This is a genomic window from Thalassococcus sp. S3, from assembly GCF_004216475.1.
Lineage (GTDB): Bacteria > Pseudomonadota > Alphaproteobacteria > Rhodobacterales > Rhodobacteraceae.
On sequence record NZ_CP022303.1, the window covers coordinates 3,675,735 to 3,698,749 of the forward strand.

The 23,015-nt window shown below is 60.7% G+C and carries 28 protein-coding genes; 11 read left to right on the forward strand and 17 right to left on the reverse strand.

The window, feature by feature from the left end; translation table 11 throughout:
- Positions 1-29: 29 nt before the first annotated feature.
- Positions 30-209, forward strand: coding sequence for a hypothetical protein (locus CFI11_RS18045; RefSeq protein WP_130408441.1), 180 nt, complete (start codon positions 30-32; stop codon positions 207-209).
- Between the two features lie 42 nt (positions 210-251).
- Here the strand turns inward: CFI11_RS18045 and CFI11_RS18050 are convergent, their stop codons facing one another.
- On the reverse strand, positions 252-599 hold the full coding sequence (locus CFI11_RS18050) for an antibiotic biosynthesis monooxygenase (RefSeq protein WP_130408443.1): 348 nt from the start codon (positions 597-599) through the stop codon (positions 252-254).
- Positions 596-919 carry an NIPSNAP family protein gene (locus CFI11_RS18055; RefSeq protein ID WP_130408445.1) on the reverse strand — a complete coding sequence of 108 codons (324 nt, stop codon included), beginning with the start codon at positions 917-919 and terminating at the stop codon, positions 596-598. The genes CFI11_RS18050 and CFI11_RS18055 overlap by 4 nt, the downstream gene beginning before the upstream one ends.
- Positions 920-990: 71 nt before the next feature.
- On the opposite strand from CFI11_RS18055, the gene CFI11_RS18060 reads away from it, so the two are divergent.
- Positions 991-1,674 carry a helix-turn-helix transcriptional regulator gene (locus CFI11_RS18060; protein WP_130408447.1) on the forward strand — a complete coding sequence of 228 codons (684 nt, stop codon included), beginning with the start codon at positions 991-993 and terminating at the stop codon, positions 1,672-1,674.
- Between the two features lie 27 nt (positions 1,675-1,701).
- Positions 1,702-2,673, forward strand: a complete 972-nt coding sequence (locus tag CFI11_RS18065) for a CorA family divalent cation transporter (protein ID WP_254448952.1) — start codon at positions 1,702-1,704, stop codon at positions 2,671-2,673.
- 18 nt (positions 2,674-2,691) lie between these two features.
- On the opposite strand, the gene CFI11_RS18070 is transcribed toward CFI11_RS18065, so the two are convergent.
- Positions 2,692-3,135, reverse strand: a complete 444-nt coding sequence (locus CFI11_RS18070; protein WP_130408449.1) for a DUF4399 domain-containing protein — start codon at positions 3,133-3,135, stop codon at positions 2,692-2,694.
- A 220-nt stretch (positions 3,136-3,355) separates the two neighbouring features.
- Between CFI11_RS18070 and CFI11_RS18075 the strand changes: the two genes are divergently transcribed.
- Positions 3,356-4,261: a LysR family transcriptional regulator gene (locus tag CFI11_RS18075; RefSeq protein ID WP_130408451.1), complete on the forward strand. Its 906-nt coding sequence runs from the start codon at positions 3,356-3,358 to the stop codon at positions 4,259-4,261.
- A gap of 76 nt (positions 4,262-4,337) precedes the next feature.
- Here the strand turns inward: CFI11_RS18075 and CFI11_RS18080 are convergent, their stop codons facing one another.
- Genes CFI11_RS18080 through CFI11_RS18095 form a run of 4 tightly spaced genes read right to left on the reverse strand, consistent with a single transcriptional unit; the run spans position 4,338 to position 7,271 of the window.
- A complete protein-coding gene (locus CFI11_RS18080) occupies positions 4,338-5,261 on the reverse strand; it encodes an OmpA family protein (protein WP_371687446.1) in 924 nt (307 codons plus the stop codon).
- Positions 5,261-5,833, reverse strand: a complete 573-nt coding sequence (locus CFI11_RS18085) for a peroxidase-related enzyme (protein WP_256370562.1) — start codon at positions 5,831-5,833, stop codon at positions 5,261-5,263. The genes CFI11_RS18080 and CFI11_RS18085 overlap by 1 nt, the downstream gene beginning before the upstream one ends.
- Positions 5,830-6,552, reverse strand: a complete 723-nt coding sequence (locus CFI11_RS18090) for a GNAT family N-acetyltransferase (protein ID WP_130408455.1) — start codon at positions 6,550-6,552, stop codon at positions 5,830-5,832. The genes CFI11_RS18085 and CFI11_RS18090 overlap by 4 nt, the downstream gene beginning before the upstream one ends.
- Positions 6,549-7,271 carry a molybdopterin-binding protein gene (locus CFI11_RS18095; protein WP_130408457.1) on the reverse strand — a complete coding sequence of 241 codons (723 nt, stop codon included), beginning with the start codon at positions 7,269-7,271 and terminating at the stop codon, positions 6,549-6,551. The genes CFI11_RS18090 and CFI11_RS18095 overlap by 4 nt, the downstream gene beginning before the upstream one ends.
- Positions 7,272-7,318: 47 nt before the next feature.
- On the opposite strand from CFI11_RS18095, the gene sfsA reads away from it, so the two are divergent.
- A complete protein-coding gene (gene sfsA / locus CFI11_RS18100) occupies positions 7,319-8,023 on the forward strand; it encodes a DNA/RNA nuclease SfsA (protein WP_130408459.1) in 705 nt (234 codons plus the stop codon).
- 63 nt (positions 8,024-8,086) lie between these two features.
- Complete coding sequence (gene map, locus CFI11_RS18105; protein WP_130408461.1) at positions 8,087-8,896, forward strand: type I methionyl aminopeptidase; 810 nt, start codon at positions 8,087-8,089, stop codon at positions 8,894-8,896.
- Positions 8,897-8,899: 3 nt separating this feature from the next.
- On the opposite strand, the gene CFI11_RS18110 is transcribed toward map, so the two are convergent.
- The 3 genes from CFI11_RS18110 to CFI11_RS18120 are packed head-to-tail and all read right to left on the reverse strand — an operon-like array spanning position 8,900 to position 10,876.
- Entirely contained in the window at positions 8,900-9,088 is a 189-nt protein-coding gene (locus tag CFI11_RS18110) for a hypothetical protein (protein ID WP_130408463.1), read from the reverse strand.
- A 25-nt stretch (positions 9,089-9,113) separates the two neighbouring features.
- On the reverse strand, positions 9,114-9,674 hold the full coding sequence (gene rsmD, locus CFI11_RS18115) for a 16S rRNA (guanine(966)-N(2))-methyltransferase RsmD (protein ID WP_130408465.1): 561 nt from the start codon (positions 9,672-9,674) through the stop codon (positions 9,114-9,116).
- The gene (locus CFI11_RS18120; RefSeq protein ID WP_130408467.1) at positions 9,671-10,876 is read right to left on the reverse strand and encodes an NAD(P)/FAD-dependent oxidoreductase; all 1,206 of its coding nucleotides are present in this window, start codon (positions 10,874-10,876) and stop codon (positions 9,671-9,673) included. The genes rsmD and CFI11_RS18120 overlap by 4 nt, the downstream gene beginning before the upstream one ends.
- A gap of 100 nt (positions 10,877-10,976) precedes the next feature.
- Between CFI11_RS18120 and CFI11_RS18125 the strand changes: the two genes are divergently transcribed.
- The gene (locus CFI11_RS18125; protein ID WP_130408469.1) at positions 10,977-11,468 is read left to right on the forward strand and encodes a peroxiredoxin; all 492 of its coding nucleotides are present in this window, start codon (positions 10,977-10,979) and stop codon (positions 11,466-11,468) included.
- Between the two features lie 148 nt (positions 11,469-11,616).
- Positions 11,617-12,729 (forward strand): sensor histidine kinase, encoded by a 1,113-nt coding sequence (locus CFI11_RS18130; protein ID WP_130408471.1) that lies wholly within the window; start codon positions 11,617-11,619, stop codon positions 12,727-12,729.
- A gap of 15 nt (positions 12,730-12,744) precedes the next feature.
- Here CFI11_RS18130 and CFI11_RS18135 read toward each other — a convergent pair whose 3' ends face one another.
- The 6 genes from CFI11_RS18135 to CFI11_RS18160 form a co-directional block, all read right to left on the reverse strand.
- Positions 12,745-13,041 (reverse strand): 4a-hydroxytetrahydrobiopterin dehydratase, encoded by a 297-nt coding sequence (locus CFI11_RS18135; protein WP_130408473.1) that lies wholly within the window; start codon positions 13,039-13,041, stop codon positions 12,745-12,747.
- Positions 13,041-14,228, reverse strand: a complete 1,188-nt coding sequence (locus CFI11_RS18140; protein ID WP_130408475.1) for a GNAT family N-acetyltransferase — start codon at positions 14,226-14,228, stop codon at positions 13,041-13,043. Before CFI11_RS18140 ends, CFI11_RS18135 begins: the two co-directional genes overlap by 1 nt.
- 50 nt (positions 14,229-14,278) lie before the next feature.
- On the reverse strand, positions 14,279-15,046 hold the full coding sequence (locus CFI11_RS18145; protein WP_130408477.1) for a glycerophosphodiester phosphodiesterase family protein: 768 nt from the start codon (positions 15,044-15,046) through the stop codon (positions 14,279-14,281).
- Positions 15,043-15,501, reverse strand: coding sequence for a RidA family protein (locus tag CFI11_RS18150; RefSeq protein ID WP_130408479.1), 459 nt, complete (start codon positions 15,499-15,501; stop codon positions 15,043-15,045). The genes CFI11_RS18145 and CFI11_RS18150 overlap by 4 nt, the downstream gene beginning before the upstream one ends.
- Before the next feature lie 75 nt (positions 15,502-15,576).
- Positions 15,577-16,878, reverse strand: coding sequence for an HlyD family type I secretion periplasmic adaptor subunit (locus CFI11_RS18155; RefSeq protein ID WP_130408481.1), 1,302 nt, complete (start codon positions 16,876-16,878; stop codon positions 15,577-15,579).
- Positions 16,875-18,608 (reverse strand): type I secretion system permease/ATPase, encoded by a 1,734-nt coding sequence (locus CFI11_RS18160; RefSeq protein WP_130408483.1) that lies wholly within the window; start codon positions 18,606-18,608, stop codon positions 16,875-16,877. The genes CFI11_RS18155 and CFI11_RS18160 overlap by 4 nt, the downstream gene beginning before the upstream one ends.
- Positions 18,609-18,795: 187 nt before the next feature.
- Between CFI11_RS18160 and CFI11_RS18165 the strand changes: the two genes are divergently transcribed.
- Positions 18,796-19,584, forward strand: a complete 789-nt coding sequence (locus tag CFI11_RS18165) for a VacJ family lipoprotein (protein ID WP_254448953.1) — start codon at positions 18,796-18,798, stop codon at positions 19,582-19,584.
- Positions 19,574-20,179 carry a phospholipid-binding protein MlaC gene (locus CFI11_RS18170; RefSeq protein ID WP_130408485.1) on the forward strand — a complete coding sequence of 202 codons (606 nt, stop codon included), beginning with the start codon at positions 19,574-19,576 and terminating at the stop codon, positions 20,177-20,179. The genes CFI11_RS18165 and CFI11_RS18170 overlap by 11 nt, the downstream gene beginning before the upstream one ends.
- Before the next feature lie 4 nt (positions 20,180-20,183).
- On the opposite strand, the gene CFI11_RS18175 is transcribed toward CFI11_RS18170, so the two are convergent.
- Positions 20,184-22,403, reverse strand: a complete 2,220-nt coding sequence (locus tag CFI11_RS18175) for a transglycosylase domain-containing protein (RefSeq protein WP_130408487.1) — start codon at positions 22,401-22,403, stop codon at positions 20,184-20,186.
- A gap of 255 nt (positions 22,404-22,658) precedes the next feature.
- Between CFI11_RS18175 and CFI11_RS18180 the strand changes: the two genes are divergently transcribed.
- Complete coding sequence (locus CFI11_RS18180; RefSeq protein ID WP_130408489.1) at positions 22,659-22,997, forward strand: P-II family nitrogen regulator; 339 nt, start codon at positions 22,659-22,661, stop codon at positions 22,995-22,997.
- The last annotated feature ends 18 nt before the right edge of the window (positions 22,998-23,015 follow it).

Consider the following 23,015-nt stretch of genomic DNA (forward strand, 5'->3'; position numbering starts at 1 on the left):
GATACGACTTCATCCTGAGAGGACCCGCGATGAGCGACATCAAGCAAGAGACCACCCACGCGCCGGACAATACCAGCCGCACGAACGACATCACCTCGGACGACATGATGTCGAAACTGAAAAAACCGATGACGGTCACGCTGCCGACCTGGATGTTCCTGGCGGGTGGCCTTGCAGCGCTCATTCTTCTGATCGCGGCACTGGACTGAAGCGGGCATCAGACTGAAAACACCTGATGCGCAAAGCGCGCCTTACCGATCATGTTCGGCAAGGCTGTCACCGGGTGCTTCTTTCCTGTCCGTCAGACCGTAATCCCGGATCACACCCGCGACGCGTAGCCGATAGCCGGCAAAGAGGCCTGCGCGTCCTTTCGACTGCGCCCTGCGATGCGCCGCCAGCTTTCGCCAGCGCATCACAGCGTCTTCATCCTCGAAGAAAGAGAGCGACAGCAGTTTTTCCGGGTTGGTGAGCGATTGAAACCGTTCCACCGAGATAAAGCCCTCGACCTCCTCGACCATCGGGCGCATCTCAGCCGCGATGTCGAGGTAGTCGTCCTTTCGACCGTCGGCCGGTTCGACCTCGAAGATGACAGCAATCATACGCTTTCCCCATGTGGTTTCGATACGCATCGCAGAAACGTGCGGTCCTCGCGCAGCAGAAACCCTTCCCGCTGCGCAAACTCGTAATTCTCACGGCCCAACGGATCCTCGCTGAGCCGAGCGCGATACGCCTCATAAGCCGCAAGTGAGGGGATATTGTAAATCCCGTATGCACGCGTCGTTGATCCCTCGTGAGGTGCATAATATCCGATAAGATCCGCACCGCAGCGGGGGATGGCCTGCCCCCACGCCCTGGCATATCGTTCGAATGCATCGGTCTTGGCTGGGTCGATATGATAGCGGATAATACAGGTCAGCATCGAAGATCTCCTTTTGTGTGTCGAACCGATAGCAGGTTGAACGGAGAACATGTTTCGACTAGGATCGTAGCATGAAAAGCGGACCCGACATCGCCCGGATCGCCATCCTCATCGGGGATCCAGCACGCGCCAATATCCTGTCGGCGCTGATGACCGGCCACGCTCTTACCGCGAGCGAGCTTGCGTCAGAGGCCGGCGTCACCCCGCAAACCACAAGCTCTCACCTCCGCAAGCTACAGGACGGCGGGTTGATTGACCTGCGCCATCAGGGACGGCACAGATATTACAGCCTGGCCGGGGACGAGGTGGCCCGAACGCTTGAAGCGCTTATGGGGCTGGCTGCAGGCAAAGGACATCTGCGAACGCGACCGGGGCCGAAAGACGCGGCCCTGCGTCATGCACGTGTGTGTTACAATCATCTGGCGGGCGACATGGGTGTGCAAATGTTCAACGCCCTATCGCTGCAAGGTGCGTTTGAAATGACATCCAACGACATGACGCTGACCGCCGAAGGGCACACCATTGTCACCGATTTTGGCGTGGATCTCACGGCTCTCTCACGCTCGCGCAGCCCGCTTTGCCGTGAGTGCCTGGACTGGAGCGCGCGCAGATCCCATCTGGCGGGCAAACTGGGACGCGCGCTTCTTACTGCCATTCTAGACCGCGGTTGGGCCCACCGGATGGAAGGCACCCGCGTCATCGCGTTCACACATTCAGGCCAGACCGCTTTTGACGCGGCATTCAAGCCGGGCTGACGCAGGCTCTTGGCGGATCGCAGTTCCATGACGACACAAACAAGGCCAGCGGCAGATCTGGCCCTTTTCGCTTTCGATATCTGGCCCGATGGCCGCGCCGAACCTGCGCGGGACACCGCCCTTGATGGACCCGGCGCCCTACGATGGCGACATTTCGAACTGAACGATCCCGCGTTACGGGATTGGGCGGCCGCCCATCTGCCAGCCATTCCGGCAGATGCCTTGGTACAGCCGGAAACCCGACCGCGCTGCGACATCTATGACGATGGGCTGATCCTGAATCTAAGAGGGGTGAACCTCAATCCCGGCGCCGATGTGGACGAGATGGTCTCTCTGCGCCTGTGGGTCACCGCACATGCGATCGTGTCGGTGCGCGTCCGCCGTGTCTTCGCGCTCGACGATGTGCGGGAAAGAACCCTGGCAGGCGAAGCGCCGCCCGATGTCGGAGCGTTCCTGGCCCTTTTGCTGCAGGGGCTGGCGCACAGAACCCGTGATGTGGTGCTGGACCTTGAGGCCGAGATCGAGCGCCTTGAAGACGGTTATGAACTGGAGGATACGATCGACCATCGCGCGCTCAAGGCGCCGCGGCGGGCGGTGATCCGGCTTTTGCGCTACATGACCCCCCAACGCGATGCACTGGTCAATCTGCTGGAGCTGGAGACACCGCTTCTCACCGCTCAAAACCACGCCGCCCTGCGCGAACCGATCAATCTGATGATCCTTGCAACCGAAGCCCTTCAGGCGCAGAAGTCACGGCTTGAGGCCCTGCACGATCACGCGGATGCGCGCAGTGCCAATGAACTCGGGCGCAACAGCTATGCCCTTTCCATCGTCGCGGCCGTCTTTCTCCCGCTGGGTTTCCTGACGGGTCTGTTCGGCGTGAACGTCGCCGGGATGCCCGGCCTGGACTGGCCCTGGGCCTTTGCCCTGCTGACCGGGGCGCTTGTCATCTCCGGCGTGCTCAGCGTCGTGTTGCTCAAGTGGTTGCGATTGCTTTAGCTTGCGCAGCGCGATCCCCTATTCCACCACAATCGTGATCACATCCGACACGATGGGTGTACTGTGCGGCACGTGCCCGTAATCGCCCAGAACCAGCTGAAGGGTGTGCTCTCCTGCAGGCAGATCCAGCGTAGTCTCGGTCTGACCACCGCCAAAGTGGACATGATTTTCATCCGCGGGGATTCCATTCGTCAGTTCATCTTCACCATACTCCCCCTCTCCGAAAGCGGGGCGGTTGATGAAAAGGTGATGATGGCCGGTCATCTCTTTTTCCGTTCCGGCCGGTGCCACGCCCATGCCGCGCAGCCCAAAGACAACCGTGACCGGAGAGCTGACCGTGTCCCCGTCATCGAGATTGACAAAGTAAACCTCCGCCTCCGGATTTGACTGTGTCTCCCCACCGGCCCAGATCGGAGTAACAAGCCCAAGGCCGAGCACCGCAGCAATTATGCCATATTTCATGAAACGTCCTCCCAAGCATTGTTTCCTGAAGAATGGTAGTCCAGCACCGCCTCTTGTCCCGGATCTGTTCACGAAAGCTTAATATTTAAGGCAAATTGCTGTTTCCGAGCGGTCAACGGTACACGGGATTACCCCGATATTATCGCATGCGTGCCGCGATCTCGCCCAGATTCAAAACCATAACATTTGCTCACCAAGACGAAGAATGAGTAGGCGTGGTATGGATCGTTTAACGGAAATGGAGGCCTTTGCCACCGTTGTGGACCAAGGCGGGTTCACAGATGCGGCAAAGAAGATGGGGATTTCGAAATCCGCCGTGTCCAAGCATGTTTCTAGTCTCGAGGCCCGCCTTGGCGCGCGCCTTCTGAACCGCACCACGCGGCGTGTGAGCCCCACCGAGATCGGGCTTGCCTATTACGACAGGGCACGTCGTGTGCTGAACGATGCCGGCGAAGCCGACGCGCTTGTCACATCGATGCAATCGGCGCCGTCCGGATTGCTGCGCATCTCTGTGGCTACAGACTTTGGCGTCAATCACCTCTCTCCGGTTCTCAGCGGGTTCCTCGCGGATTTCCCGGATATCACGGTCAACATGGTGCTCAACAATCGCTATGTGGAGCTGATTTCGGAAGGTTTCGACATGGCCGTGCGCATTGGCGAGCTGGAGGACAGCACGTTGCGCGCCCGCAAGCTGACCGAAACCACGAAACGGATGATCGCAAGCCCCGCCTATTTCGAAAAATACGGCCGGCCGCAAAAGATCGACGATCTGAACGAGCATAAGCTGCTGCATTACTCGAACCAGTCTTCCGGCAATATGTGGAAGATTACAGCGCCGTCCGGCGAAAAGCGCCAGGTCCGGACTGCGGGCTGGTTAAGCGTGAATGACGGGCAATCGCTTTTGAACGCGGCAATCTCGGGGCTGGGCATCGCGTATCTGCCGAGTTTCCTTTACTCGGACGCAATGGCTCAGGGCCTTGTGATGGATGCTATCCCGGATCTTCCGATGGAAACGCAAGGGATCTACGCCGTATATCCCCCCGGGCGCTTCACACAGCCCAAAGTGCGGGCCTTCATTGATTTCCTCGTCCATGCCTTCGCGGACAAAGGCCCATCGGACTGGTGACATCTTCCCTTGAAAAGTTGTCTTTCGGACAACCACCTGCCCCCGTCGCGTTCGCGGTCCGGGGGCTTTTTCGTTCTTAGTTCTTGTAAAGCAGAATGGCCTCGACCCTTCGGTTCAACTCGCGCCCGGCCTGTGTGAGGTTCGAAGCTTTGGGCGCGAGATATCCCATACCTTCGGCGCGCATCTGTGCCTGTGGTATCTCGTAAACCTCGGACAAGCGCGCCCGCACGGCATCAGCGCGGCGCTTGGACAGCGCGATGTTGTTGTCGAGCGAACCAACACTGTCGGTATGCCCCACCAATGCAACCACCATATCCGGGTTTTCCCTTAGAAACCCCGCCAGTTGCTGCAGACTGGCATAAGGGCCGTTGTTCAACGCATCGGTTCCGGTGCCAAAGTCGAGATCGGAGAGCACCACGTGGCCATCCGCCAGCAACCGTTCGGCGAGGTTGGCCGGAACGGTGTCGCGCCGCTCTCCCTCGATGCCCCCTCCATTCGTGACCAAAAGGCGGGTTTGGCCTTCCGGGTTCACGTGGATGACCTGAACATATCCAACGCTGCGTGACCGGCTTATAAGAAGGCTGAGCACCTCGCCTTCGTCTGATCGGGCGGCCAAGAAACGATAATCGCGAATATCGACATGCATGTCGGGCGCCGGAATGACCTCGATTGCGAACCGAAAGTCAAATCCCCCGCAAATCGTTGCCTCGCATTCAAAAAGCGTCTCGAAACCGGCTTCGGCGATCTGCTGGCGCAACGGGTCGAGGATCTGCAGCGTGGTGATGGCCGAACTGTCGATGCGCCAGCTTTGCCGTTCCACCCGCCCTTCGACCATTTCCGATGGAACGACGCCCCGAACAAACGGACCTACGGGCAGGATATAGCTGTCGTAAGCGCTCGCCCGATCCGCAATCAGTCGCGCATTGCCCGGCATCGCCAGATCGACGGCCCAGACCGGTGCCGCGAAAAGGGCACAGATCATGGCTGAAGCAAAACGCATCATCGGGCTTGTGCGTGATACTCGTCATTTGGACGCATCGCGGTGGCACTGGCCACCCGATTGGTCATGTTGAAGAACGCGGCAACATTGGCGATATCCCAGATATCACGGTCCGTAAAGCCAGCATCGCGCAGGGTCTGACGATGCTCTTCCTCGATCGTGGCGCTGGATGTGGTGACGTGGGCTGCGAAATCCAGCATCGCACGCTGGCGCGCATCCAGATCCGCCACGCGGTAGTTCATCACGAGCATCTCGCCCAGCATCGGATCTCCGGACAGGTCCCGCACCGCCGCCCCATGGGCGACGAGGCAATAGAAGCAGCGATTGATGGAGGAGACGACAACGGCGATCATTTCACGCTCAAGCTTGCTCAGCCCGCTCTCGGCCAGCATCAGATCATTGTAAAGCGCGGTGAAGGTGTTCAGCTTGTCGATATCGAAGGCATGGGCCTGCAGCACGTTGGGGATCATCCCCAGCTTTTCGGTGCAGATGTCAAAGTACTTCTGGGTCGCCGCTGGCAACGGATCGACCATCGGCAGGTCAAGGGCGGTCGTCTGGTCGGTCTTGCTCACGGTGTCTCTTTCGGCAGGTGACGATAGTGATACTGTCCCACAACGCTCATGCCGAGGGAAGTATAGAGGGCGTTTGCACCGGCATTCTCCCGCGTACACATCACGGTCAGGGTGCCGGCGCCATGCGCCCTGGCCCAGAACGCAGCCCCTCTCATGATCCATTTGCCAACACCCTGCTTGCGCTGATGCGGCAAGACCTCGACAGCATGAACCATCGCGGTGCGCGCGTGGATCGCGGCAAAGGCGGTTCCGGCGGGCTTTTCGTTGAATCGCGCAAGCAATCCGGTCTTGGGGCCTTCGGCGCGCTCCATGATGTCGATCCGGGCCGGGCCGATCCCGCCCGCCGCCCAGATCTCAAGCATCATCGCCAGCGGCTCCCAGATCTCGAAGATCGTCACCCGGGGGAGCGGGATATCCGTCAGGTGGGTGACCGGGCAGGCATAGATCACCACAGGGTCGATCACGTCGTAACCTTGCCGCTCCAATTCGGTATCCAGCGCCTCATCGCCGTCGCGGATCATGAAAAGCGGCGGTTGCCCCAGATCGCGCATGGCCGTTTCTGCCGCGCCGATATCTCCCACGCCTGACTCACGCGCGGTGGCCGCGGACACGCGCTTGCCACCGCCCCGACCGTCCCGCAGCAGCCAGTCGCCCTGCGGGATGAACGCTGCCGCGGGCCAGGTTCCGTCGATGACCTCGTAAAGCTTCGGGTCGGTCACAGCTCTAATTCGCGCGCAAGCCTGGTGACTGCCGCATCCACCCGTGACCCATCCGTGCCGCGCACGACGACATTGGCGCCAAAGACACCATCTTTCTGGAAGGGATAGCAACCGATGGAAAGATCCTGGAAATCCTCCGCCAATTTGCCCAACGGCCCGGCGATGTCGCCCTCACCGCGCATCACGCGCAGGCTTTGGGACAAAAGCGGATCACCTCCTGTCAACGTCGGCAACACGCTGGCGACCATGGCCTGAAACACGGCAGGCACACCCGCCATGACATGAACGTTGCCCAAAGAGAAACCGGGCGCCTTCGACACCGGGTTCTCGATCAGGGCGGCCCCGTCCGGGATCCGTGCCATGCGCAACCGCGCCTCGTTCAACGCGATCCCGGACGCGTCATAATGCGCCTGCAAAATCGCGCGGGCGTCCTCGCGCACGCTGATGCGCGCGCCGAATGCTTCGGCAATGCAATCCGCAGTGATGTCGTCATGGGTCGGCCCGATCCCGCCGCTGGTAAAGACCGTGTCGTAGGTATCGGCCAAGATGCGCACCGCGGCAACGATGGCCGATGCGTCATCGCTGACCACGCGGACCTCCTTGAGGTCGATGCCCGCTTTGGTCAATTCGCCCGCGAGATGGTACATGTTGGCGTCCCGTGTCCGCCCCGACAGGATCTCATCCCCGATAACCAGCATGGCGGCGGTTGGATTGGACATCGGCACACTCCTTGATTGACGGCGTTCGCAGGTATAGGCGCAGGCTCATGCGCTTTCCAACCCCTCTTGTCCCCGCCCGTCTGATCCGCCGCTACAAGCGCTTCCTGGCCGATTGCACGCTGGAGGATGGGCGCGAGATCACGGCTCATTGCGCCAATCCCGGCTCGATGATGGGACTGGCCGAACCTGGGGTGAAAGTCTGGCTGGAGCCTAATGACGATCCGAAAAAGAAGCTGAAATTCGGCTGGCGGCTGGTCGATCACGAAAACGGTCATTTCACGGGGGTAGACACCTCCGTCCCCAATCGCGCCCTGCGCGCCGCCTTGGAGGCACGTCAGATCAAGGCACTGGCCGACTACACAAAGGTGCGCGCCGAAGTGAAATATGGTGAGGCGAGCCGGATCGATTTCCTGCTCAGCGCCGATGGACTGCCCGACGCTTATGTCGAGGTCAAAAGCGTCACGCTTTGCCGCCAGTCGGGCCTTGCCGAATTTCCCGACAGCGTCACCGCCCGTGGCGCCAAACATCTAGGGGAGTTGGCGAAAATGGCGGCGCAAGGTTACCGCGCCGTTCTGCTTTACCTTGTCCAGCGCACGGATTGTGACCGGTTCGACGTGGCCCGCGACATCGACCCCACCTATGCCGCCGCCTATGATGCGGCGCGGAAGGCCGGGGTTGACGTTTTGTGCCTCGGGACCCAAATCAGCCCTCAAAGCATTGCACCGGCTGGTCCGCTCCGGCCTGTGACCTGACGCCCTCTGGCTCTTTTTGCCGCGGCGCAGTACAAAAAACACACCCAGAGGATGGAGCCTTAGGTGAAACATGAAAACCGCGGCCGTCTGACAAAGGACGGTATCCGCATCTACGACGCGTCGGATTTTCCCGGAATGCATGCCGCAGGCCGGTTGGCCGCGCAGATCCTGGACGATATCGCCCAGCATGTCTTTGTGGGGCAAACGACCGAGGCGATCGACACCAAGATCACCGAGATGGTGGAGGCGGCCGGAGCAACCTCGGCCACGATCGGCTACAAGGGGTATCAGCACGCGAGCTGTATTTCGGTCAACCACGTCGTCTGCCACGGCATCCCCGGTGCGAAAACCCTGAAGGACGGAGATATCCTGAACATCGACGTAACCGTGATCGTCGATGGCTGGTACGGCGACACCAGCCGGATGTACGTCGCGGGCAAGCTGCCCCGCAAAGCCGAGCGACTGATCGAGGTGACGCACGATTCCCTGATGAAAGGGATCGAGATGGTCAAACCCGGCAACACGTTTGGCGATATCGGCCATGCCATCCAGTCTTACGTGGAAAGCCACCGGATGAGCGTAGTGCGCGATTTCTGCGGTCACGGGCTGGGCCGCGTCTTTCACGCGCCGCCCAACGTTCTGCATTACGGTCGTCCCGGCACCGGGGCGGTTCTGGAGGAAGGTATGTTTTTCACGATCGAGCCGATGGTGAACCTTGGCCGGCCGGAGACGAAAACACTTGCCGATGACTGGACTGCGGTCACCCGCGACAAGTCTCTCTCCGCGCAATTCGAGCATTCGGTTGGCGTGACATCAGATGGCGTGGACATCTTCACGCTGTCACCCGGCGGGATGTTTCACCCGACCTATTAGACGCTATTCGTCATCCGAGATATCGCGTTGCGCGGTCCGCAGCACAGCCAGTAAAAGCGTGTCCGCGCCCCAGGGCGTCACGGCGTCGCCGATAAAAACAGGCCCGCCTCTTGGTTTCCGCTCCGGTCCGGTCGCTGTCTTGGTCTTGTCGGCCCTGCCCCAGAACGGGCCGGTTTGAGTCGCGCTGGTCATGTGGCCGACCATAGCAGCAGATATGTCAGGCGTCGCCCACCGGCTGCATCAGCGTGACATGCGTATCTCCGAACCGTCGCTGATCCAATACAGCGCAGCCGGTCGGGGCGGTCATGGGCTGGCTCTCCTCCCAGACGATGAGTGCGCCGCCGCTAATCCAGCCGCCCCGCATCGCAGCGTTCAAGGCCAGCGTTCCAAGGCCCTGACCGTAAGGCGGATCGAGAAACACCAGATCAAAGGGGTCACCGTCACAGGAACCAAGCCGCCTTGCATCTTTCCGCAGCAGCCGCGTTTGGCCCTCTGTCCCCGTCAGCTCGATATTCTGCACCAACAGCTTCTGCGCGATCCGCCCACTCTCGACAAAGGTGGCATGTGCTGCGCCGCGTGAGAGCGCTTCCAAACCCAGGGCGCCGGTCCCGGCAAAAAGGTCGAGCACCCGCGCGCCCGGTATCACATCGCGATGTGTCAGAACGCTAAAGAGGCTTTCGCGCACCCGGTCCGTTGTCGGCCTGAGGTGAGCGCCCGCATCCCCCTTACCGATCTTTGCCAGCCGGCGCCCCCGCAACTGACCCGCGATGATCCTCACGCGCGCAAAAGGGACTTCAAGTCGGTCTCAGGGTTCGACACGGCCTCGGGGGCCGGTGATTTTCCGGCCTCGATCATTCTTTTGCCGATCATGTAAGCCCGCGGATCGTTCATGGCGTCGACTGCAAGAAGCGTCTCGCCCTGATAGTACCAGACCGAAGTCGCGGGTCCGCTGTTGCGTGTCACCACGTGATCGTAACCGCTGTTCAGCCCCGCGATCTGCAGTTTGACATCGTATTGATCGGACCAGAACCAGGGCCGTGCCGTATATTGCTCCCCGGCGCCCAACATGTTGCGGGCGACCAGTTCTGCCTGGTCGATTGCGTGCGGGACACTCTCCAGCCGGATCCGTGCGTCACGAAAGGGAAAAGAGGCACAATCGCCCGCCGCCCAGATGGATGGATCAGAACTGCGTCCGGTCTCGTCCACGGCAATTCCGTTGTCCAGGGCAAGACCCGCAGCCTCCGCCAGCGTTGTCTCGGGCAAAATGCCAACGCCGACAACGACGAAATCCAGCGACAGCTCGGTTCCATCCGACAGCACAGCGCCAGAGACGTCGCCATCTCCGGTCAACCGCTCAAGCCCGACGCCTTCGAGGATCTTCACGCCATGCCGGGTGTGAAGATCGCGAAAAAACGCACTGGTTTCAGGCGCTGCCACCCGCTGCAGGATCCGGTCCGCCATTTCCACAAGGGTCACATCGACACCACGTTTGGCAGCGACGGCTGCCGCTTCCAGCCCGATATATCCGCCCCCCACGATCAAGGCCTTCGCCCCTTCCGCGACTGCGGGCGCCATCGCATCGACATCCCGCAGCGTCCGTACAGTGAACACGTTGCCAAGGTCGCCCCCGATTGCACCAGGCAACAGACGAGGGGTCGATCCGGTCGTCAGGGCCAATTGATCATAGGACAGCACTTCATCGCCCAGCGTCACCGTTTTGGCCCCGGCATCCAAGGCCGAAACGGGTTTGCCCAGTTTGAGGGTGATGCTCTGCTCTTCATAAAACCGCTCGGGCCGAAGGTAGAGACGTTCTTCCGCCATCTCGCCCAGCAAATAGGCCTTTGACAAAGGGGGGCGCTGATAGGGTGGAACCGGCTCAGCCCCGATCAAGGTGACATCACCGTCGAAACCCGCCTTACGCAGTTCCGCCGTCAGTGACGCGCCAGCCTGCCCGGCCCCGACCACAACGATCTGGCTCATACCGCTCTCCCTCCCCCCGTGTGAAAATTGGTGGTTCCCATTACCGCCAGACCCTATATCCAGCGGAGTTGAAAACGCAATTGACGATAAGGGGCCCTCCATGACCATTTCCCAAGGCGACACGCTGCCCGAAGCAACCTTGATCCAAATCGGCCCGGATGGCCCATCGCCCGTTGCACTGGCCGAGAAGACCGCGGGCAGAAAGGTCGTGATCTTCGCAGTGCCCGGCGCCTTCACGCCCACCTGCCATTCCGCGCATGTGCCCAGTTTTATCCGCACAAAGGAAGCGTTCGACGCAAAGGGCGTGGATGAAATCATATGCGTTTCGGTCAACGACCCTTTCGTGATGAAAGCCTGGGGAGAGGCGACCGGTGCTGACGCGGCTGGTCTGACTATGCTGGCGGATCCCGAAAGCGCGTTCACCAAGGCCATTGGGATGGATTTCGACGCGCCACCGGCGGGGCTGCTGGGCCGCTCCAAGCGCTATGCGATGCTTGTCGAGGACGGCAAGGTCGCCCTGCTAAACGAAGAGGAAAATCCCGGCCTTTGCGAAACGTCAGCCGGCGAAGGGCTTCTTGACGCCATGGCCTGAGCCAGAATGATCTGATCTGGTGGTGCGCAGCGATGAGACTTGCTGCGCGCTGCCTCTGCGAGATGCGTCGGCTTTACCGTATCTCAACACTTTGCCTTTAAGTCGTCGTCAACCACAGTGCGCCATCTCTTTGACCTGAACACGCACTATGAGTGACATGCCGACACGCGCCGCGAACCTTGCCAACCCTGACGCGACCGCCCTTGATCGATTGGGTGGCCTTGAGCACGGGTTCGCGCTGGCCATTCTCAATGCCTCTCCGGATTGCATCAAGCTAATCGAACTTGACGGCTCGATCTCCTTCATGAGCCACAACGGTCTCCGCGCGATGGAGCTGGACGGGCTGGATCAGGTGGTTGGTCGGCTTTGGACCAGCCTATGGCCGATCGGAATGCGATCGGAGCTGATTACCGCGCTGAATAAGGCAAAGGCCGGGGCGTCCAGCGGGTTCGAGGGCTTTTGCCCCACGGCAAAAGGGGCAGCCCGGTGGTGGGAGGTGAGCGTCAGCCCAATACGTGGCGCGGGTGGGGTCGTCGAATGTATTTTATCCACCTCCCGCGATGTGACAGCACGGGTAAGGCACGAAGAGACGCATCAGCAGATAAGTGACGCACCGGCGGCCAAGGATCTGCTTTGCATGCAGTTTCAAGATCTTAGCCAGGAAATGAACCACCGGATCAAGAACAACCTGGCCACGGTGATCAGTCTGCTGCGATCGCAAGCGCGCGGTTTGAACGATGGCGACGCGCAACGCGCGGTCGAGCAGGCCGCTAACAGGATCGCATCGCTTGCGACACTGCATGACCAACTGCATTTGGATCCGTCGCAAGGGACCGTGGCGCTCAAAGCCTATCTTCGGCTACTTCTTCAGGAAATCGGTGCCGCAGCATCCGGCACGCTTGATCTGAGCTGCGATACTGAGGACGAGCTCGCGTTGTTGCCAGATCAGGCTGTCATGATCGGGGTGGTGCTGAACGAATTGGTCGGCAACGGGTTCAAACACGGCGGGCGCAGCGTCACCGTAAGGATCGGCCTCTTGTCACGCGCAAACGGACGCAGCCTCGACATAGCGGTTTCAGATGACGGTCCGGGCTTGCCCGCCGGTTTTTCCGACAACGCCTTTGGGGGATTGGGTCTTCGGATCGTCTCTGGATATGTCAAAAAGTGGGAAGGCCAGTTGCAGTTCGACGCAGGCCCGTCCAATGGGGCAACGGTCCGCTTGCAACTGCCTGTCCCTCAACCAATGGCCGGCCAAAGCTGACCGAAAGCTCTTCGATCAGGCAGAAAGCGCATCCATTTTTCGTGCGAGTTTCGCGTCAAGCGCGCTCAGCCCGCCAACATCATGCGTGGTCAGCGTCACATTGACGGTTTTGTAGACATTGTCCCATTCGGGGTGATGGTCCCATTTCTCCGCCCAGATGGCCACCCGGGTCATCCAGCCGAACGCTTCGACGAAATTGGCGAATTCAAAGGTCTTGTGAATGGCGTCGCGCCCCTCAACCATGGCCCAGCCGCTCTGCATCAATGGGTCCAAAAGAGGCCCGCGCGTCTCGTCCGAGAGTTTTTCCGTCATCACTCCTGCTCCTCTATCTGTGCCTTCCTGAACGGACCGTATTCGGTCAGAACCTCGATTTCTTCTTCAATCGCCGCGCGTTCCGCTTCGAGATATCGTTCAATCGCCTGAGCGAAACCCGGATCACCAACCCAGTGCAAGCTGTGGGTCTGTGTCGGCAGATAGCCGCGCGCCAGCTTGTGCTGCCCTTGCGCGCCAGCTTCGACACGGGTCAGGCCATGGGTGATCGCAAAGTCTATGGCCTGATAGTAACACAGTTCGAAATGCAGACAGGGGTGATGCTCGGTACAGCCCCAGTAGCGCCCAAAGAGCGTCTCGCGCCCGATGAAATTCAACGCGCCGGCGACATAACGCCCGTCGCGACGGGCAAGGATCAACGCCATGTCGTCCCGCAGATGCGCCTGCGCTTCGTCGAAGAACCTGCGTGTCAGGTAGGGTGTGCCCCATTTTCGCGCGCCGGTATCCTGATAAAAGATCCAAAACGCGTCCCAGTGATGCGGTTCGATGGCGTCTCCGGTCAGGATTTCGACCTCGCCTCCAAAATCCTGTGCTTGCTTGCGTTCCTTGCGGATGTTCTTGCGCTTGCGGGAGGACAAACCCTTCAGAAAGTCGTCGAACGTGGCGTAGTTCCGGTTTTCCCAATGAAATTGCTGTGTGGCCCGGCTCATCAGGCCCATCTCCGCGCCGGCCTGTGCCTCCGCCTCGGTGCAAAAGGTGATGTGCAGAGACGACAGCTCGTTGTTGGCGGCAAGCTGCACCGCGCCTTGCACCAAGGCGGATTGCGCGGTTTCGGCGAAGTCGGGTTTGACTAGGAGCCGCCGGCCGGTGGCCGGAGTATGAGGCACCGCGATCTGTAGCTTGGGATAGTAGCGACCCCCGGCCCGTTCATATGCATGGGCCCAGTTGTGATCGAAAATATACTCGCCCTGACTGTGCGACTTTGCGTACATCGGCGCGCATCCGATCAACGACCCCTCAAGATAAGCCGTCAGGTATTGCGGCTGCCATCCGGTGCCTGCACCGACCGAGCGGCTGTCCTCCAGCGCCTTGAGGAAACGGTACGTGGTAAAGGGATCGATGGGCCTTGCCCCATCCGCGGTTTCGGGGCAGGCGCAACTGTCCCAATCCTCGGCGGGGATCTCCGCCAGTGATCCCGATACTCTTATCTCAATTTCGGCCTGACTCACGCTCGCCCCTTTGCCCCGCCCGCCTCTATCTGTTCTGCGTCAGCGACCGATCAAGGTATCAAACGCGCGGCATACCCCTCGAACGTGATGTTGTCGGCATAGGCGCGCGCTGACAGCTCGGCGGCTTCGGAGCGGATTGTCCAGCAGAGGACCGGCACGCCCCTGGACCTCAACTCGGAGACCCGGGGCCTTGTCAGGTCGCGGGCATCGTGACTTATGAATGTGGCGCCCGACATCTCGAAATCCGGAATATCGCGCAACCGGGCCCGCGTGGCCGTATCCAGGGGCCACTCGTCATCGAAATAGCCGCATGTGGTCAGTCCAAGCGGAATGTCGGGTGAAAGCGCGCTCATCCGCGCGACGGAATGGGGGTTGAAGGACATGACGGCCACTGGTCCGTCATAGTCGCGCAAGCACTGCGCAATCGCCTCCTCAAGCGGACCGATATTGGGGCCCATCGCGCCATCCTGATCCTTTATCTCAATCAGCAAGGGCACACGTCCAGCGACCTGGTCCAGCACCGATTCGAGGCGGGGTATCGCCTCTCCGGGTCCGTCCTTAAGCGCCATTGCTTCCAGTTCCGTCGCCTCGCGTCGCCGAAGCGGGCCGGTCTGGTGCGTCAACCGATCAAGGGCATAATCGTGAAAGACCATGGCCTGACCGTCCGCTGAAAGCTGCAGGTCTATTTCTATCCCGTAACCGGACGCAATCGCCGCGCCAATGGCGGCGTGGCTGTTCTCGGGGCGGCCATTCTCGACATCGTGCAGGGCGCGATGCGCAAAAGGCAGGCGCAGAAACGCCTCTGGCAGTGCGGTCATTTGATCTGGAAGATCCCCTCGATCTCCACCGCGACGCCAAGGGGAAGGGCTGCTGCGGACACCGCAGATCGGGCATGCCGTCCCGCGTCGCCCAAAGCTTCGACAAGGAAATCGGAGGCCCCGTTGATCACCTTTGGCTGGTCCTGGAAGTCACCGGTTGAATTCACGAAACCTGTCAGCTTGACCACCCGAACAAGGCGATCAAGATCGCCGCCGCAAGCCGCCTTGACCTGCGCCAGCAGGCTGATGGCGCAGGTGCGTGCCGCCGCGGCGCCGTCTTCAATGCCCATATCCGCGCCCAGCTTGCCGAGGATAAAGCCGTTTTCGTCAGACGAAATCTGCCCCGAGACGTAGAGAACATCGCCAACCTGGACGAACGGCACATAGTTCGCCGCCGGCGCCGGGGCATCCGGCAAGGTTACCCCCAGATCGGCAAGTTTGCTTTCGAATCCCATGGCTCATGCTCCTTCCACCACGCCGCTTTGCCCGGACGCTAGCCTGACCGCCACGGGGCGAAAAGACGAAAAAGGTCAGCTCTCCCGGAACGCCTTGGTGAAGTAGTCTGTGAGCGGCTTGACCAGATAGGCCAGCGGGGATCGGTCTTGCGTTCGAATGAACGCCTCCACCGGCATGCCGGGAACAAGCACTACCCCTTCCGGCAGCTTCGATTGCTCGCCCTCGCTCAACACGATTTCGGCACGGTAATAGGACATCTGGCTCGCTTCATCCGTGAACGCATCCGCCGAGACCTGCATCACCTTGCCGGTCAGTTCCGGTGTCAGCCGCTGATCAAGCGCTGAGAACCGCAAGGTGACGGGCTGTTCGGCATAGACCTGATCGACGTGGATTGTGTCGACCTGAGCGGCGATCACCAGCGGCCGGTCCTGCGGGACGATGAACAGAACAGGATCTGCGGGCCGGATCACGGAGCGCGGGGCATAGACCTGAAGACCGTACACGATCCCCGACACCGGAGCCGAGATATCCAGACGGCTGAGTTGCAATTGCAGGGCCGCACGCTGTTCAGCGAATTCCAGCTCCCGGTATTGGAGGTCACGCAGCCGGGTGATCGCTTCCTCACGCCGGACGCTTTGAATTTTGAGGATCTCGATGTCGATCTCGGTGATGCGCCCCTCGGCCTGCGCCTGCGTCGCAATCAGCTCACCCAGCTCGCCCTGCAAGCTGGCCATTGTCCGCTCCAGGTTCAGGACAGTAGAGGCTTGGGCCAGGCCGCGATCCAGAAGCGATTGCTGGTTGCTCAGCTCCCGCTCGATCAACTCAAGTTGTCGCCGCATCGACGCCTGTTGAGCCAGAACGCCCTCGATCTGGTTGTCGATCTGGCCGCGCCGCTTCGACAATTGCTCGACCTCCTGCGTCTCGGAGACCCGGCGCGCCTCGAACAGGCGCTGTTGACCGTCCAGCAAGCCTTGCACCTGGTCCCGGATGGCCGCGATTTTCAGGACATCGGGATCAAAAACAATCTCGTCGGTCTGATCGCGTTCGGCTTCCAATCGGCCCCGTCGCGCCATCAGCTCGAAAAGCTGCCCTTCCACGATGGCCAATTGCGAGCGCAGCTGGCTGGCCTCCAGACGGATCATCGGCTGACCTTCGACAACGGTGTCGCCCTCGTCGACAAGGATTTCGGCCACGACACCACCATCAGGGTGCTGCACCACCTGACGGTTGCGATCCACCTCGATGCGCCCGCTGGCGATGATGGCCCCTGCGATGTTTGTCATCACCGCCCATGTGCCGAAGCCGCCCACAAGGACCAGCAGCCCGATCACACCGACGATGACGGGCCAGCGGGCGGACCAATTGCTCTGGCTCATCTTACACCTCCCAACGCTGGGGTTTTCTGGATTTCTTCGTGATTTTGGACGGTGCGCCGCAGCACCTCTTCTTTCGGACCGAACGCGACCACGGCGCCGTTCTCAAGCACAAGCAGCTTGTCGCATTCCTTGATGGCCGCCGGACGGTGCGCCATGATCAGGACCGACTTGTCCTGCGACTTCAGCAGTCGAATTGCCGCATTCAGCGCCGCGGACCCCTCGTTGTCGAGGTTGGAGTTCGGCTCGTCCAGGATCACGATCACCGGATCGTCGTACATCGCACGTGCAAGGCCCACGCGTTGCATCTGACCCCCTGACAAGCGACCGCCACCGGCGGCGATCTGCATGTCGTAGCCATCGGGCAGGTTGACGATCATCTCGTGCGCATCGGCCTTTTTGGCGGCGGCGACGACCTTCTCCGAATCCGGCTCGGATGTCAGACGGGCGATGTTCTGCGCGACGGTTCCGTCAAAAAGCTGCACCCGCTGTGGCAGATATCCGATATTTTGGCCCAATACGTCCGGATCGTATTGATCCAGAGAGGCCCCATCCAGCCGGATCGCGCCGCCTGCGGGATGCCAGACACCTGTCAAGGCCCGCGCAAGCGTGGACTTGCCCGCGCCGGATGGGCCAATCACGCCGATCGCCTCCCCCGGCATCACGGTGAACGAAACATTCCGCAAGGCCGCACGTCTTTCGCCGGGCGGAACGATGGTCAGGGCCTGCACCTGAAGGCGGGCTTTCGGTTTGGGCAAAGCGGTTCGCGCTGCCTCTGGCGGCACCGTGGACAGAAGCTCTGCCAGGTTGTTCCAGCCCTTGTTCGCGCGCTGCACCAGCGGCCATTGTCCGATGGCCAGCTCAATCGGTGCAAGGGCCCGGCCCAGCAGGATCGACGCGGCGATCATGGCGCCTGCCGTCACCTCGCCCTGAAGAACGAGATAGGCGCCCAGGGCCAGGATCGCTGACTGCAAGAACAGGCGCAGCGACTTGGTCATGGCGGTAAAGCCGCCACCGACGTCGCTTGCCGCCACGGTTTGGCCCAGCGCCGCGTCGCGGGCCAGTTGCCAGCGGGAAAACGCGGCGCCCCGCATGCCCATGCTCTGCACCATTTCGGCTTCGTTCCGCAGCTCATCCGACAGCATCGTCGCCTTGTGGGAGGTCATGTTCGCGCGCATCACCGGATTGCGGGAAAAGGCCTGGTTCAGGAACGTAATAAGGATCAAAAGGGCGCCGCCGCCCAAGGCCAGCAGACCCAGCCATGGGTGGAAGATCGCGATCCCGGCAAGAAAGATCGGGGTCCAGGGCATGTCGAAGAACGACATCAGAACCGGCGACGACATCAGCCGCTGCACCGATTCGAGATCTGCCAGCCCCGTCTGGGAGCTTTCATCCGGCTTTACAGCTGACTTGCGCAAAACCGCATCGAACACCCGGCGGTCCAGCCGGGACTGAAAACGCGCGCCCACACGGGCCATGATACGGCCCCTTGTGAAATCCAGGATGCCCATGATGCCATAGAGAAAGGCCACGAGGAGCGCCAACGCGATCAGGGTCGCCTCTGACCGGCTGCCAAGGACGCGGTCATAGACCTGCAACATAAAGATCGGGCCGGTGAGCATCAGCAGGTTTGCAAAAAAACTGAACAGCCCGACGGTCCAATACAGCGACCGGCTTTCCTTCCGGGCCGCCCGCAACTCCTCCAGACCAGCTTTTGTCGTCATGTTTGTCATCGGCGCCTTTCTGCCGTACCTATCAGCAAATACCTGTTAATTCCGAAGCAATCGCGCGTTCAATGCGTTGGCCTGTTCCATATCGGGCAAAAACCATGCAATAGAGATGACGTCGACTTACCACTGAAGCGAAACGAATTAAGTAACGCATACAAAGATTAAGCCAGGTTTTCCATTGAAGATAGCCATGATATCCATACCCTTCTCGCGCATGCGGGCCTGCGTTCTCTTTGCCTTCGTTCTGGCGATGTCTGCCTGCGCTCAACAAGGTGAATCGGTCAGCCGCTCCGGCGGAGTATTCGATCCATACGAGCAGTCAAACCGAAAAACGCACGAGTTCAACAAAGGTCTGGACCGTGCGATCGTGCGCCCCGCCTCGACCGGCTACACCACAATCGTGCCCGACGAGATCGAGCAAAGCATCGGTAATTTCGCCGAAAACCTCTCAATGCCAAGCGTCACCGTGAACGCGCTCCTGCAAGGCGATCTGCGGACGGCCGGCGTTGCCACATCGCGCTTTCTGATCAACTCGGTGCTTGGCATCGGGGGGCTGTTCGACGTCTCCTCGGATTTCGGCATCGAAGAAGCCGATACCGATTTCGGCGAAACGCTTCACGTCTGGGGCGCGTCAGAGGGGGCCTATATCGAACTGCCTGTTCTGGGGCCTTCGACGGCACGGGATACGGTTGGTACGGTTGTGGATATCTTCACCAACCCGCTGACATACGTGCTGCCAAGCCCCGAGGAATACTACGGCACCGCCGCTTCCGTGGCCTCCCGCCTGGGTGATCGCGGGCGGTTCACCGATACGGTGGATGCCATCCTGTACGAAAGCGCCGACAGCTACGCGCAATTGCGCCTGATCTACCTGCAGTCACGCCGCTTTGAATTGTCGGGCGATGACAGCGACGCATTTGTTGACCCATATGAAGATGAAATATTCCCGGACCCTTATGAGGACCCCTATGCCGAGTAAGTTCTTTTCCCGCCGCTCCGTTCTGGCAAGCCTGGCTGCCACCGGCCTTGCCGCCCTTCCGCTTCCCGCATTCGCGCTCAGCCCCGATAGCGCGCGCCGACTGGTCGACCAGCTCGTCGCAGAGATCAACAGCGTCATCGCTTCGGGCAAATCCGAAAGCGCGATGATCCGGGATTTTGAACGCATCTTTGCGCGCTATGCAGATGTTCCGATTATGGCCCGCTATGCGCTGGGGGCTGATGCCCGCCGTGCGAGCCCGGCGCAGATGCGCGCCTTTACCAAAGCTTTCCAGGTCTACATCTCGCGCAAATATGGGCGCCGGTTCCGTGAATTCATCGGTGGTCGCATCGAGGTTCAGTCGGCCCGGCAGATCCGCAGCGGCTATGAAATCCGCAGCGTCGCCTTCCTGCGCGGCCAATCCCCGTTCGAAGTGACCTTTCTGGTCTCCGACAAATCCGGGCGTGACCTCTTTTTCAACATGTTCATCGAAGGTGTGAACCTGCTGTTGACCGAGCGTACGGAAATCGGCGCGCTTCTGGATCGCCGCGGCGGTAATATCGACGCGATGATCGCCGATCTGCAGGCCGCGACCTGACGGGCTAGCGATCACCTTCGGCAGACGAGCGGGTCGGGTTGCTGCCCGATCCGCCACCGCCGCCCAGAATATCACGCAAAACGCGCTCAAGCGCAGATTCGCCGCCCTGCGCGGTGTTCTGTGGCGAAGGTTGCTCGGACAGGCGCGTTGCCGGAACAGGCTCCTGCATCGGGAGAGGGCGCGCTGCGAGCCCCTGATGCACACGGACCATGGTTTCGCGCCAAATCTCAGCCGGCAGGCCACCGCCTGTGACACCGGTCAATGGCGTGTTGTCATCATAGCCCATCCAGACACCGGCAACGTAATCGGCGGTGAAGCCGACAAACCACGCATCGCGCGCCGCTTGTGTCGTGCCGGTCTTGCCAGCAGCCTGACGATCCGGCAGCTTGGCCCGCCCGCCAGAGCCGTTGGTGATCACTTTCTCCATCATCCAGGTCAGTTGCTGGGCGGCGTCTTGCTGGATCACGCGCTCTCCGATCCCGCCTTCGGCGCCCATCAGCGGACCGTCATCGCCCAGCAGCCGAAGCTCCACCAGCCCATAGGGCGTTACCGCGGATCCCCCGTTCAGGATCCCCGCATAAGCGCCCGTCATTTCGATCAACGTGCTTTCGGACGCGCCAAGCGCAAGCGCGGGTCCGAGCGCCAGATCACTTTCGATCCCGAAATCCGCGGCGACCTGCCGGACGTTGTCACGCCCAACGCTTTCAGACACCTTGACCGCGGGTATGTTCAGTGAATCCTTCAGCGCATGGGTCAGCGTGACATCACCATAATGCTGATTGGTATAGTTGCGCGGGCACCATTGGCCCGAACCCGGAATGGACATGCACATCGGCTCGTCCCGGATCATGTCATTGGGAGAATATCCAAGCTCAAGCGCCGTTGCGTAGACGAAGGGCTTGAACGACGATCCGGTCTGCCGTAGCGCCTGACTAGCCCGGTTGAAGGCGCCTGCCACCTTGGTTTCGCGTCCTCCGACCATGGCTCTTACGGCGCCATCTGCGCTCATCACCACGATGGCGGCCTGTGCCTTGGACCCCTCGCGCACCTTGGTTGAGAAAACGGCCTGCATCGCATCCTCTGCCGCTTTCTGCAGACGCTGGTCCAGCGTTGTGCGGATGATCACATCCTCGGTCGTGTTGCGCGTGAAAAACTCCGGGCCACTCGACATGACCCAATCGGCGAAATAGCCCCCCGCACGCGCAGCCGCAGCCTCCGACAGCTGGGCCGGGTTGGCCTGGGCACGCTGCGCGTCCTCTGCCGAGAGATAGCCTTGCTCCCGCATAAGCCGGACGATGGTCGCGGCCCGATTTTGAGACCGTTCCAGATTGTTGGTCGGGGCAAACCGGGTGGGCGCCACCAGAAGGCCCGCCAGCATTGCCGCTTCGGCCGGATCCACCTCGGCTGCCGATTTGCCGAAATACCGCTGGCTTGCGGCCTCAAAGCCACGCGCGCCCGCGCCCAGAAAGGTGCGGTTCATATAGATGGTCAGGATTTCGTCCTTGGTATAGGCGACCTCCATGGCCAAGGAATAAATCGCTTCCTTGGCCTTACGCCAAAGGGTCGTGCGTCGGCATTCAGCCTCGTACTCCGCCTCCGAGAGGCCGGTTGCCGGATCAAACGGCTCTCCAAGGCACAGCAGCTTGGCCGTTTGCTGCGTGATGGTGGACCCGCCATGGCCCGACAGCGGCCCCCGTCCCTCGCTGAGGTTGATGCGCACCGCGCTTGCAATGCCCCTGGGGCTGATCCCGAAATGCCGGTAGAACCGCTTGTCCTCTGTCGCGATGATCGCGTTCTTGAGGTGGGGGGAGACCGTGTCAGCGGTCACCACGCCACCGAATTGATCCCCTCTCCAGGCAAAGACCTGCCCCTGATAGTCGAGCATCGTGACCGAACCGCGCGCGCGCCCGTCCAGAACCGCCGTTGCGGGCGGCAGGGTCGTGTAAACATAGCCAACAGCCATGGCCACCAGTAGCATGACGATCATGCTCACCCGCCAGGTGAAGCCCCAAAACAAGCGCAGGATCCACCTTAGGATGCCGCCGAAAAAGCCGCGGATGGTACCATTGCCGCCGCCGGACCGCCGCTTGGCCGGCGCGCGTTTGCGGGTTGCCGGCTTTGCCTTTAATCGGGGTTTGCCTGTTGTGCCCGACTTTTTCGCTCCCCCGGACGGATAGCGTTTATCCGCCACAAGGGGCGGTCTGCGACGACGTGAATCACTCATTTGCAGCCCTGCCCGGCCCTAGACTTTTGTCCAACATAGACTGCCAGCGCCCGTTTGTAGAGAGGGCGATCGGCTGGATTTCGCCTTTTCATTTTCGCCTAATTTTTAAACATATTCACAAATATGTGCAAAAAATATGCAAGAACCTTGTCCCTCTTCCTGTTCACAGCCGCGTTAACGTTCCCTTTGCAGGGCCGCCTTGGTCTCTCTGCGGAGGCAATCGCAGGCCAGCCTGCCAAAGCTTAGGGGACACGTGTGAAACTGATCATTGCGACAATCAAGCCGTTCAAGCTGGAGGAGGTCCGCGAGGCGCTGACCGAAGCTGGTGTGCGCGGAATGATGGTAACCGAAATCAAGGGGTTCGGATCGCAGTCCGGCCATACCGAAATCTACCGTGGTGCGGAATACGCAGTGAACTTCGTACCCAAGATCAAGCTGGAAATCGTGGTTGCCGCGTCAATGGCTGATCAGATCGTCGAGACGATCGCCAAAACGGCACAGACCGGCAAGATCGGCGACGGCAAAATCTTCGTTCTGGACGTGCAGCAAGCCATTCGCGTGCGCACCGGGGAGACCAACGAGGACGCGCTTTAAGGAAGCGGCCAATCCAAG